The organism is Pseudomonas sp. IT-P4 (genome assembly GCF_949767755.1).
Lineage (GTDB): Bacteria > Pseudomonadota > Gammaproteobacteria > Pseudomonadales > Pseudomonadaceae > Aquipseudomonas > Aquipseudomonas monachiensis.
Genome location: NZ_CATKPX010000039.1, coordinates 13,487 through 25,696 on the forward strand (window position 1 = coordinate 13,487; position 12,210 = coordinate 25,696).

Annotated in this window: 11 protein-coding genes; 6 read left to right on the forward strand and 5 right to left on the reverse strand. The window is 60.8% G+C overall.

Translation table 11 applies throughout. The features are described from left to right. Window positions 1–88: 88 nt before the first annotated feature. The 6 genes from gatC (at window position 89) to ACM6IT_RS17075 (ending at window position 5,354) form a co-directional block, all read left to right on the forward strand. A complete protein-coding gene (gene gatC / locus ACM6IT_RS17050) occupies window positions 89–376 on the forward strand; it encodes an Asp-tRNA(Asn)/Glu-tRNA(Gln) amidotransferase subunit GatC (protein WP_007901429.1) in 288 nt (95 codons plus the stop codon). A gap of 17 nt (window positions 377–393) precedes the next feature. Then, window positions 394–1,845 (forward strand): Asp-tRNA(Asn)/Glu-tRNA(Gln) amidotransferase subunit GatA, encoded by a 1,452-nt coding sequence (gatA, locus tag ACM6IT_RS17055; protein ID WP_414918393.1) that lies wholly within the window; start codon window positions 394–396, stop codon window positions 1,843–1,845. 10 nt (window positions 1,846–1,855) lie between these two features. Beyond that, window positions 1,856–3,301, forward strand: coding sequence for an Asp-tRNA(Asn)/Glu-tRNA(Gln) amidotransferase subunit GatB (gene gatB, locus ACM6IT_RS17060; RefSeq protein WP_056728336.1), 1,446 nt, complete (start codon window positions 1,856–1,858; stop codon window positions 3,299–3,301). 189 nt (window positions 3,302–3,490) lie between these two features. After that, window positions 3,491–3,865, forward strand: a complete 375-nt coding sequence (locus tag ACM6IT_RS17065) for a septal ring lytic transglycosylase RlpA family protein (RefSeq protein ID WP_223542495.1) — start codon at window positions 3,491–3,493, stop codon at window positions 3,863–3,865. A 50-nt stretch (window positions 3,866–3,915) separates the two neighbouring features. Next, window positions 3,916–4,977 (forward strand): calcium/sodium antiporter, encoded by a 1,062-nt coding sequence (locus ACM6IT_RS17070; protein WP_414918394.1) that lies wholly within the window; start codon window positions 3,916–3,918, stop codon window positions 4,975–4,977. Then, a complete protein-coding gene (locus ACM6IT_RS17075; RefSeq protein WP_046040018.1) occupies window positions 4,974–5,354 on the forward strand; it encodes a carboxymuconolactone decarboxylase family protein in 381 nt (126 codons plus the stop codon). The genes ACM6IT_RS17070 and ACM6IT_RS17075 overlap by 4 nt, the downstream gene beginning before the upstream one ends. 100 nt (window positions 5,355–5,454) lie before the next feature. On the opposite strand, the gene ACM6IT_RS17080 is transcribed toward ACM6IT_RS17075, so the two are convergent. The 5 genes from ACM6IT_RS17080 to kdgD all read right to left on the reverse strand — a co-directional run bounded on the left by ACM6IT_RS17080 (window position 5,455) and on the right by kdgD (window position 12,079). Next, window positions 5,455–6,396 carry an AEC family transporter gene (locus ACM6IT_RS17080; protein WP_056728322.1) on the reverse strand — a complete coding sequence of 314 codons (942 nt, stop codon included), beginning with the start codon at window positions 6,394–6,396 and terminating at the stop codon, window positions 5,455–5,457. A gap of 185 nt (window positions 6,397–6,581) precedes the next feature. Continuing rightward, window positions 6,582–8,135, reverse strand: coding sequence for a galactarate dehydratase (gene garD / locus ACM6IT_RS17085; RefSeq protein WP_056728321.1), 1,554 nt, complete (start codon window positions 8,133–8,135; stop codon window positions 6,582–6,584). An 11-nt stretch (window positions 8,136–8,146) separates the two neighbouring features. Beyond that, entirely contained in the window at window positions 8,147–9,514 is a 1,368-nt protein-coding gene (locus ACM6IT_RS17090) for an MFS transporter (RefSeq protein WP_409078300.1), read from the reverse strand. Between the two features lie 146 nt (window positions 9,515–9,660). Next, window positions 9,661–11,106: an aldehyde dehydrogenase family protein gene (locus ACM6IT_RS17095; protein WP_414914024.1), complete on the reverse strand. Its 1,446-nt coding sequence runs from the start codon at window positions 11,104–11,106 to the stop codon at window positions 9,661–9,663. 61 nt (window positions 11,107–11,167) lie between these two features. Beyond that, window positions 11,168–12,079, reverse strand: coding sequence for a 5-dehydro-4-deoxyglucarate dehydratase (kdgD, locus tag ACM6IT_RS17100; RefSeq protein ID WP_056728312.1), 912 nt, complete (start codon window positions 12,077–12,079; stop codon window positions 11,168–11,170). Between the last annotated feature and the right edge of the window lie 131 nt (window positions 12,080–12,210).

The window sequence follows — 12,210 nt, forward strand, 5'->3', positions numbered from 1 at the left end:
TCGCGGCCTTATGACCGTAGAAGTGCGGTAGTGTTCCGACAATCTAACACACGGACGCGGTCCGTTTTGTTTTCCACTGGAGAATCCCATGGCGCTTGAACGCTCCGACGTGGAAAAAATCGCTCATCTGGCCTGCCTTGGCCTCAATGATGCCGATCTTCCACACATCACTTCGGCCCTCAACAGCATTCTCGGGCTGGTCGACGAAATGCAGGCGGTCAATACCGACGGTATCGAACCGCTGGCCCACCCACTGGAAGCCAGCCAGCGCCTGCGCGCAGACGTCGTGACCGAGACCAATCACCGCGAGGCCTACCAGTCCATCGCACCAGCGGTCGAAAACGGCCTGTACCTGGTTCCGAAAGTCATCGACTAATAGGGAAAGAGCCTGCAATGCATCAATTGACTCTGGCCGAGATCGCCCGCGGACTCGCCGATAAAAAGTTTTCCTCCGAAGAGCTGACCAAGGTCCTGCTGGCGCGCATCGCCCAGCTCGATCCGCAGCTCAACAGTTTCATCAGCCTCACCGAGGACCTGGCGCTGACGCAGGCGAAAGCCGCCGATGCCCGCCGGGCCAACGGTGAGAGCGGCGCCCTGCTCGGCGCGCCGATCGCCCACAAAGACCTGTTCTGCACCCAGGGCATTCGCACCAGCTGCGGCTCGAAGATGCTCGACAACTTTAAAGCACCGTACGACGCCACCGTGGTCGCCAAACTGGCTGCGGCCGGGGCCGTGACCCTGGGCAAGACCAACATGGACGAATTCGCCATGGGGTCGGCCAACGAGTCGAGCTACTACGGCGCGGTGAAAAACCCGTGGAACCTGGAACACGTTCCGGGCGGTTCGTCCGGCGGCTCCGCTGCGGCGGTTGCCGCTCGTCTGTTGCCTGCGGCCACCGGCACCGACACGGGCGGTTCGATTCGTCAGCCTGCGGCCCTGACCAACCTCACCGGCCTGAAACCGACCTACGGTCGTGTTTCGCGCTGGGGCATGATTGCCTACGCGTCCAGCCTCGACCAGGGCGGCCCGATGGCACGCACCGCCGAAGACTGCGCGATTATGTTGCAAGGTATGGCAGGCTTCGATCCGAACGACTCCACCAGCATCGATGAGCCCGTACCGGACTACAGCGCCAGCCTCAGCGGCTCGCTGCAAGGCCTGCGCATCGGCGTGCCGAAGGAATACTTCAGCGCCGGTCTCGACCCGCGTATCGCAGAGCTGATCCACAACAGCGTCAGGGAGCTGGAAAAGCTCGGCGCCGTGATCAAGGAAATCAGCCTGCCGAACATGCAGCACGCGATCCCTGCGTACTACGTGATCGCCCCGGCGGAAGCCTCGTCCAACCTGTCGCGTTTCGACGGCGTGCGCTTCGGCTACCGCTGTGAAAACCCGGTCAACCTGATCGACCTGTACAAACGCTCCCGTGGCGAAGGCTTCGGCCCGGAAGTACAGCGCCGGATCATGGTCGGTGCCTACGCGCTGTCCGCCGGTTACTACGACGCCTATTACCTGAAGGCGCAGAAGATTCGTCGCTTGATCAAAAACGACTTCATGGCGGCCTTCAATGAGGTCGACATCATCCTCGGCCCAACCACGCCGAACCCGGCCTGGAAGCTTGGCGCCAAGAACAGCGACCCGGTCGCTGCGTACCTGGAAGACGTCTACACCATCACCGCCAACCTCGCGGGTCTGCCGGGCTTGTCCATGCCGGCAGGTTTTGTCGACGGTCTGCCGGTCGGCGTGCAACTGCTCGCCCCGTATTTCCAGGAAGGCCGCTTGCTCAACGTTGCGCACCAGTACCAGTTGAACACTGACTGGCACACCCGCACCCCAACCGGCTTCTGAGGAGACACACATGCAATGGGAAGTCGTGATCGGGCTGGAGATTCACACCCAGCTCACCACCCGGTCGAAAATCTTTTCCGGTAGTTCCACCACGTTCGGTTCAGAGCCGAACACCCAGGCCAGCCTCGTAGACCTGGGCATGCCCGGCGTGCTGCCGGTGCTGAACCAGGAAGCGGTGCGCATGGCGGTGATGTTCGGTCTGGCGATTGACGCCGAGATCGGCCAGCACAACGTGTTCGCCCGTAAAAACTACTTCTACCCGGACCTGCCCAAGGGCTACCAGATCAGCCAGATGGAGCTGCCGATCGTCGGCAAGGGCCACCTGGACATCGCCCTCGAGGACGGCACGGTCAAACGTGTCGGCATCACCCGCGCGCACCTGGAAGAAGACGCCGGCAAGAGTCTGCACGAAGAATTCAGCGGCGCCACCGGCATCGACCTGAACCGTGCCGGCACACCGCTGCTGGAAATCGTCTCCGAACCGGACATGCGCAGCGCCAAGGAAGCCGTGGCCTACGTCAAGGCGATCCACGCGCTGGTGCGCTACCTGGGCATCTGCGACGGCAACATGGCCGAAGGTTCGCTGCGCTGCGACTGCAACGTATCGATCCGGCCGAAAGGCCAGGTCGAGTTCGGCACCCGCTGCGAGATCAAGAACGTCAACTCGTTCCGTTTCATCGAGAAGGCGATCAACAGCGAAATCCAGCGTCAGATCGAGCTGATCGAAGACGGCGGCAAGGTCATCCAGCAGACCCGCCTGTACGATCCGAACAAGGACGAAACCCGTCCGATGCGCAGCAAAGAGGAAGCCAACGACTACCGTTACTTCCCCGATCCGGACCTGCTGCCGGTGGTTATCGAGAATTCGTTCCTCGACGACGTGCGCGGCACCTTGCCGGAATTGCCACCGCAGAAACGCGAGCGTTTCCAGGAGCAGTTCGGCCTGTCGGTCTATGACGCCAGCGTCCTGGCCACCAGCCGCGAGCAAGCCGATTACTTCGAGAAAGTCGCGAGCATCGGCGGCGACGCCAAACTGGCGGCCAACTGGGTGATGGTCGAGTTGGGCAGTCTGCTCAACAAGCAAGGCCTGGACATCGAAGAGTCGCCGGTTTCCGCCGAGCTTCTGGGCGGCATGCTGCTGCGCATCAAGGACAACACCATCTCCGGCAAGATCGCCAAGGTGGTGTTTGAAGCGATGGCCAATGGCGAAGGCAGCGCGGACGAGATCATCGACAAGCGCGGTCTCAAGCAAGTGACCGATACTGGCGCCATTTCGGCGGTGCTGGACGAAATGCTCGCGGCCAACGCCGAGCAGGTCGAGCAATACCGCGCGGCAGACGAAGCCAAGCGCGGCAAGATGTTCGGCTTCTTCGTCGGTCAGGCGATGAAAGCCTCCAAAGGCAAGGCCAACCCGCAACAGGTCAACGAACTGCTTAAAAGCAAGCTCGAAGGCTGATGAGGATGGAGCCAGCTTTAAAATCTGGCTCCATTCCCTGTGGCGAGGGAGCTTGCTCCCGCTGGACTGCGAAGCAGACCCAAATCAGTCACCGCATTTTTTCAGAAAATGCATTGTCTGATTTTGCGACCGCTTCGCGGCCGAGCGGGAGCAAGCTCCCTCGCCACAACTATTTTGAGAGCCTTTGAAATGAAACGTCTATTCGGCGCCTGTGCCCTGCTCTCTCTGTTGGCGGGTTGCGCCAGCACCGACACCGTCGATCCGCATGGCTACGACAAAACCGGCGTGGCTTCGTACTACGGCGCCAAACACCAAGGAAAACGCACCGCCAACGGCGAGCGTTTCAACATGAATTCCATGACCGCCGCCCATCGCCAGCTACCCTTTGGTACGCGGGTGAAGGTCACCAATCTGAATAACGACAAATCCTGCGTGGTACGCATCAATGATCGCGGGCCGCACACCCGTGGCCGCCTGATCGACCTGTCCCGGGAAGCCGCCGAGCGCCTGGGCATGCTGCGCAGCGGCACTGCGAAGGTTCGCGTGCAAGCCCTGGACGACTGACCGATGGAGCCCCGACCATTTTCGGACTAGCCGATTTACCCCTGATCAGTGTGATCGAATTGCTCAGCGGATTGTTCCTGCTGATTGTCGGCGCCGAATTGATGGTGCGCGCCGCCGTACGCATCGCCGCGCGGCTGCACGTACGACCGCTGATCATCGGCCTGACCATCGTCGCCCTCGGCAGCAGCGCGCCGCAAATGGCGGTCAGCCTGCAAGCGACCCTGGCGCACACTGCCGACATCGCCGTCGGCAGTGTGATCGGCAGCAGCATTTTCAACATCCTCGTCACCCTCGGGTTGTCCGCGCTGATCATTCCTTTGCGGGTTTTCCGGCAATTGGTACGCCTGGATATTCCGTTGATGATCGGCGCCAGCCTGCTGGTGTTCGTACTCGCCTGGAATGAAGAACTGTCCCGGGCCGACGGCGTGATGCTGCTGACGGCACTGGCGATTTACCTGGGCTTGTTGCTGCGCCAGTCACGGCATTCGGGACGGCCGGTATCGAGCCATGACCATCATGGGCAAGCGCCATGGCTGAGCAGCCTGCTGATGATCGTCGCCGGGCTGGCGATGCTGGTGTACGCCGGGCACTTGCTGCTGGGCGCGGCGGTTGTGGTGGCCACCGATCTTGGGTTGTCGGAGCGGATCATCGGCCTGACCATCGTCGCCGTCAGCACCTCACTGCCTGAACTGGCCACTTCGTTGATCGCGGCCATGCGCGGCGAGCGCGATATTGCCGTGGGCAACGTGATTGGCAGCAACCTGTTCAACCTCCTGGGTGTGCTCGGTTTTACCGCGCTGGTGGCACCGTCGCCGCTGTCGGTGTCGCCCAACGCCCTGGATTTTGACCTGCCGGTGATGCTCGGCGTCGCGGCGCTGTGCCTGCCGGTGTTCTACTCCGGCTACCGGGTGACCCGCGCCGAAGGCCTGCTGTTTCTGGGTTTGTACCTGGCGTATGGGCTACACGTGGTGTCGTTCACCACCGGTATGCCACTGGCCGGCAAGCTGGAACACTTGATGCTGTTTTTCGTCCTGCCGGCGCTGGTGGCGTTTTTGTTGTTCACGTCACTACGCGCCTGGCGTCGCCAACACCATAAGAAGGAAGCCCCATGACCGAGAATAAAAAACCCGGCGTTGAAGTCCGCCGCCAAGTGATGGGCGACGCCTTCGTCGACCGCGCACTGGGCAATGCCACCGAATTCACCCAGCCGCTGCAGGACTTCGTCAATGAACACGCCTGGGGCGGTGTGTGGAATCGCGAAGGCCTGCCACTGAAAACCCGCAGCCTGATCACCCTTGCCGCCCTGACTGCACTCAAGTGCCCGCAGGAATTGAAAGGTCACGTGCGCGGTGCGCTGAACAATGGCTGCACTGTGGATGAGATTCGCGAGGCGCTGCTGCATTGCGCGGTGTATGCCGGTGTGCCGGCGGCGATTGATGCGTTTCGGGCGGCGCAGGAAGTGATCGACAGTTACCAGAAGCCGGAATAATTTTATTGCTTTGAAAAGATCGCAGCCTGCGGCAGCTCCTACATTGGAATGCGTTTTCCTGTAGGAGCTGCCGCAGGCTGCGATCTTTTGACCCTTGCCTTTAAATCCACCCACCCCACTGCAAAAAGAAGATCCCGACATTGGTGGTGACCGCCGCCATCAGCGTGGTGATCACGATAATCGCCGCCGCCAACTCGTGATTGCCATCCGCCGCCCGGGCCATGACGAAACTGGCAGCGGCGGTCGGGCTGCCGAAGTACAGGAACAGAATCCCCAGTTCCGCCCCGCGAAAGCCCCACAACCACGCGCCCAGTGTTGCCAGTACCGGCAAACCGATCATCTTCACCAGGCTTGAACTCAGCGCCATGTTGCCGCTTTTGCGCAGCGCGGCCAGGGACAGCGTGCCGCCGATGCAGATCAGCGCCAGCGGCAAGGTCGTTTGCGCCAGATACTGGCCGGAGGTTTCCAGCCAGCCAGGCAAGCCAATCTTGAAATAGGCAAAGGGGGCAGCCACGATCACGCTGATGATCAGCGGATTGCTGAACACGCTTTTGCAGATGCTCCACGGATCGGACTTGATCACCGGACTGTACACCGCCAGCACGATGGTCGAGAGGGTGTTGTAGAACAGGATCACCAGCGCCGCGAGGATCGCCCCGAGTGAAATCCCGTAGTCGCCGTACATGCTTGCCGCCAGTGCCAGGCCGATGACCCCGTTGTTACCGCGAAACGCACCCTGGGTGTAGATCCCCCGGTCTTCCCGCGGGCACTTCCAGATCGCCCAACCCCAGGCGATGGCAAAACACGCCAGGGTCGCGAGGGAGAAATAGATCAGCAGCGCCGGTTGCAGCGCCGCGTGCAGGTCGGCATGCAGGATGCCCAGAAACAACAACGCCGGCATGGTGACGTTGAACACCAGTGACGATGCGGTGTGGATGAAGTTGTCGTTGATCCAGTCGATGCGCTTGAGCAGCACCCCGAGAAACAGCATGGCAAACACCGGCGCGGTGATGTTCAGGGTTTCGAGGAAAATTGCCAGCATGCCGGGGGTAACCTTGGTGGGCGTCGTTAGGGGGCTAATGATAAGCCACTGAAGACTTCGGCGCCTGCTAGATCGCCTTCGCGAGCAAGCCCGCTCCCACATTTGATCAGTGTCGAACACAAAATTTGTGCGCGACGACAATCCAGTGTGGGAGCGGGCTTGCTCGCGAAGCAGGCGACTCGGTCTTAAGTGATCGGCGCCGGGTTGAACAAGGTGATGTCGTTATGCAGCTTGTGCTTTTCAGCCCACGTCTGCTGCTTGCCGCTGGCCACGTCCAGGTAGTAGTGGAACAACTCCCAGCCAAGCTCCTCGATGGAAGCGCGTCCGGTAGCGATTCGGCCCGCGTCGATGTCGATCAGGTCCGGCCAGCGTTGTGCCAGTTCGGTCCGGGTCGAGACCTTCACCACTGGTGCCATGGCCAGCCCGTAAGGCGTGCCACGACCGGTGGTAAACACGTGCAGGTTCATCCCCGCCGCCAACTGCAAAGTCCCGCAAACAAAGTCGCTGGCCGGAGTCGCGCAGAAGATCAGGCCTTTGCGCTTGAAACGCTCGCCAGGGCCAAGCACGCCGTTGATCGCGCTGCTGCCGGACTTGACGATCGATCCCAGGGATTTCTCGACAATGTTCGACAACCCGCCCTTCTTGTTGCCTGGGGTGGTGTTGGCACTGCGATCCGCCTCGCCCTTGGCCAGGTAGCGGTCGTACCAGTCCATTTCCCGCACCAGTTCCTGGGCGACGTCCTGGTTTTCCGCCCGTGAGGTCAGTAAATAAATGGCATCACGTACTTCGGTGACTTCAGAAAACATCACCGTCGCACCGGCCCGCAGAAGCAGGTCCGAGGCATAACCGAGCGCCGGGTTGGCGGTGATGCCAGAGAACGCATCACTGCCACCGCATTGCATGCCCAGAATCAGTTCGGACGCCGGCACGGTTTCCCGGCGACGTTGATCGAGCTTCTTCAAGCGTGTCTCGGCCAGTTCCATGATCTGTTCGATCATTTCGGTGAAACCGTGACTGGAATCCTGCAAGCGGTATAACCAAGGCTCGCTGAGATCCACCGAGCTGTCGTTGTCGTGCATCACTTGCCCGGCCTGCAATTTCTCGCAGCCCAGGCTGATCACCAAGGCTTCGCCACCCAGGTTAGGGTTGCGCGCCAGGTTGCGCACAGTGCGGATCGGGATGTACGCGTCAGTCGCGGTGATCGCCACGCCACAGCCATAGCTGTGGGTCAGCGCCACCACGTCATCGACGTGCGGGTACTTGGGCAGCAACTCATCCTTGATGCGCTTGACCGCATGATCGAGCACCCCGGTCACACACTGCACGGTGGTAGTGATACCCAGAATGTTGCGCGTGCCGACGGTGCCGTCGGCGTTGCGATAACCCTCGAAGGTGAAACCTTCCAGCGGTGCCTGCGCGGCCGGCACATCGGTGGACAGCGGCAGGCTGTCCAGCGGTGGCGCGGTCGGCATGCGCAGTTGATCTTCCTTGACCCAACTGCCGCGGGGGATCGGCTGCAAGGCATAGCCAATGACCTGGCCATAACGAATCACCTGGCCACCCTCTGGAATGTCTTCCAGGGTGACCTTGTGGCTTTGTGGCACGAAGTCCACGGTGACCAAACCATCGGCAAACTCGGTGCCGGCCGGTACACCCTGATCATTGACCACGATCACTACGTTGTCCCGCTCGTGCAGGCGGATGTAGCGCGGCGAGTCGGAATGTTCAATCAACTGCATGACGCCGCTCCTCAGGAATGCGCTTGAGACAATTTGCCAGGGGCTTCAGTACCGTTCGCTGGTGGCTCTTTGAGCACCACGCGCTTGATCGGGCCCACGATCACCAGGTAGCTGAACACCGCGACCAATGCGTTGCAACCGACGAACACCAGCGCCCATTTGAACGAACCGGTGGAGCTGATGATGTAGCCGATCACGATCGGAGTGGTGATCGACGCAATGTTACCGAAGGTGTTGAACAGGCCACCGCTCAGGCCGGCGATCTGCTTCGGCGAGGTGTCGGACACCACCGCCCAGCCCAGTGCGCCCACGCCTTTGCCGAAGAACGCCAGGGCCATGAAGCCGACGACCATCCATTCTACGTCCACGTAGTTGCACGCCACGATGCTGCTGGAAACCAGCAGGCCAGCAATGATCGGTGCCTTGCGGGCGAAGGTCAGGGAATGGCCTTTACGTAGCAGGTAATCGGAAATCACCCCGCCGAGCACACCACCGATGAAGCCGCAGATCGCCGGCAAGGACGCGATGAAACCGGCCTTGAGGATGGTCATGCCGCGCTCCTGCACCAGGTACACCGGGAACCAGGTCAGGAAGAAATAGGTAATGCCGTTGATGCAGTACTGGCCCAGGTACACGCCGAGCATCATGCGGTTGGTCAGCAATTGGCGGATGTAGTCCCACTTCGGACCGTCGGCCTTTTTGCCTTTGCCCTTGTCCTGGTCCATGTCGACCATGCCGCCGTTGTCGGCGATGTGCTTGAACTCGGCGTCATTGATCATCGGGTGCTGGCGTGGGCTGTAGATCACTTTCAGCCAGATCCCGGAGAAGATGATGCCGATCACGCCCATGACGATGAACACGTGCTGCCAGCCGAAGCTGTAGACGATCCAGCCCATCAGCGGTGCGAACAACACGGTGGCAAAATACTGCGCCGAGTTGAAGATCGCCGAGGCGGTGCCGCGTTCAGCGGTCGGGAACCAGGCGGCCACAATGCGTGCGTTGCCGGGGAAGGATGGCGCTTCGGCCAGGCCCACCAAAAAGCGCAGCATGAACAGCGCGACCACGGCGGTGGACATGCCGAACTCGCCGACATACCCCTGCAGCACGGTGAACAGCGACCAGGTGAAGATGCTCAGTGCGTAGATTTTTTTCGAACCGAAGCGGTCCAGCAGCCAGCCACCGGGAATTTGCCCGGCCACGTAGGCCCAACCGAATGCGGAGAAGATGTAGCCGAGGGTAACGGCGTCGATGCCGAGGTCTTTTTGCAGGCTGGAGCCGGCGATTGCGATGGTAGCCCGGTCGGCGTAGTTGATCGTGGTCACCAGAAACAGCATGAGCAGGATCAAATAGCGGACGTGAGTCGGCTTGGTCGATTGCATGTAGATGTACTCCCACTGATTATTTTTATGCGGGGTGAATCTTTGGTATTTCCCTGTAGGAGCTGCCGAGTGAAACGAGGTTGCGATCTTTTGATCTTCAAAAGCAAAGATCGCAGCCTTCAGCAGCTCCTACAGAGGTATTGCGTTTACGAACCGATGTAACTGGTCTTCACGACCGTGTAGAACTCTTGCGCATAGCGACCTTGCTCACGTGATCCATAGGATGAACCTTTACGCCCACCGAACGGAACGTGGTAATCCACACCGGCGGTCGGCAGGTTGACCATCACCATCCCGGCCTGGGAGTGGCGCTTGAAGTGGTTGGCGTACTTCAAGGACGTGGTAGCGATGCCCGCCGACAACCCGAACTCGGTGTCGTTGGCCATGGCCAGCGCGGCTTCGTAGTCGGCGACGCGGACGATGTTGGCTACCGGGCCGAAGATTTCTTCCTGGCTGATGCGCATCGAGGCTTCACTGTCGGCAAACAGGGTTGGCGCGAGGAAGTAACCCTCGGTGTCGCAGGTCACCAGAGCACCGCCGCTGACCAGACGCGCACCTTCGGACTGGCCGATGTCGATGTACTTCATGTCCTGTTCAAGCTGAGCCTGGGAAACCACCGGACCAATGTCGGTGCCGGCTTTCAGCGCGTGGCCGACCTTGATCAACTTCATGCGCTCGGCCATGGCTTCGACAAACTGGTCGTGGATGCCAGCGGTGACGATAAAGCGGCTGGAAGCGGTGCAACGCTGGCCGGTGGAGTAGAACGCGCTCTGTACCGACAGCTCGACCGCTTGCTTGAGGTCAGCGTCGTCGAGAATGATCTGCGGGTTCTTGCCGCCCATTTCCAGCTGGACCTTGGCCTGGCGCGATACGCAGCTGACGGCGATCTGACGACCGACACCCACGGAACCTGTGAAGCTGATGCCATCGACTTTCGGGCTGTGGACCAGTGCATCGCCAACCACACGACCGCTGCCCATCACCAGGTTGAACACACCGGCCGGGAAGCCTGCGCGGGAGATGATTTCAGCCAGGGCCCAGGCGCAACCCGGAACCAGGTCCGCGGGTTTCAGCACGACGCAGTTGCCGTAGGCCAGGGCCGGGGCGATTTTCCATGCCGGGATGGCGATCGGGAAGTTCCACGGGGTGATCAGACCGACCACGCCCAAGGCTTCGCGAGTGACTTCAACGTTGACGCCCGGACGCACCGACGGCAGGTAGTCGCCGGACAGGCGCAGGCACTCGCCGGCGAAGAACTTGAAGATGTTACCGGCGCGGGTCACTTCGCCGATGGCTTCAGGCAGGGTCTTGCCCTCTTCCCGGGCCAGCAGGGTGCCGAGTTCTTCGCGTCGGGCGAGGATTTCAGTACCGACTTTGTCCAGGGAGTCGTGACGCGCCTGAATGCCGGAAGTGGACCAGGCCGGGAACGCGGCACGGGCGGCGTCGATGGCGGCGTGGACTTGAGCCAGGTCAGCCTTGGCGTAGTCACCGATGGCGTCGCTCAGTTCGGACGGGTTGATGTTGGTCGAATAATCGCCACCGGCAACCCATTCGCCGTTGATGTAGTTATCGAAACGCTTTGAATCAGCCACTTGAAGATCTCCTCACGCAAAAGGCCGCTGATTGCTCAGCGGCCTTACTTAATCGGATGTATTACTGCGCGCCCTGCTTGTCGATCAGCGCGGCGAGCATTTCGTACTCTTCGCCGGTCAGGTCGGTCAGCGGTGCACGCACAGGACCTGCGTCGTAGCCGGCAATCTTTGCCCCGGCCTTGACGATGCTCACGGCATAACCGGCCTTGCGGTTACGGATGTCCAGGTACGGCAGGAAGAAGTCGTCGATGATCTTGCCGACGGTGGCGTGATCTTCACGAGCGATCGCGTGGTAGAAGTCCATCGCGGTTTTCGGGATGAAGTTGAACACCGCCGAGGAGTAGACCGGCACGCCCAGCGCCTTGTAGGCCGCGGCGTAGACTTCGGCGGTCGGCAAGCCACCCAGGTAGCTGAAGCGATCACCGAGGCGGCGACGGATCGACACCATCAACTCGATATCACCCAGGCCATCCTTGTAGCCGATCAGGTTCGGGCAGCGCTCGGCCAGACGTTCCAGCAGCGGTGCGTTCAGGCGGCAGACGTTACGGTTGTAGACCACCACGCCGATGTTGACCGATTTGCACACGGCTTCAACGTGCGCGGCAACGCCGTCCTGGCTGGCTTCGGTCAGGTAGTGCGGCAGCAGCAACAGGCCTTTGGCGCCCAGGCGCTCGGCTTCCTGTGCGTATTCGATGGCCTGGCGGGTCGAACCGCCCACGCCGGCCAGGATTGGCACGCTGGAGGCGCAAGTGTCGACGGCCGTCTTGATGATTTCCGAATATTCGCTGGCCGCCAGAGAGAAGAACTCACCGGTACCGCCCGCGGCGAACAGAGCCGAGGCGCCGTATGGGGCCAGCCATTCGAGACGCTTGATGTAACCCGCGCGATTGAAGTCGCCCTGAGCATTGAAATCGGTAACCGGGAAAGACAGCAGACCGGAAGAGAGGATGGACTTCAGTTCTTGTGGATTCATTATTCGAACACCCTGGATAACGACGTTGTGTGAGAAAACCGTTCAGCCCGCGCTGAAGTTGTAGGTCATCGTACAACTTAAAATACAACCGTCAACTGCATTTCATCGCCGGGTGTGAAAAACTGTTCGAC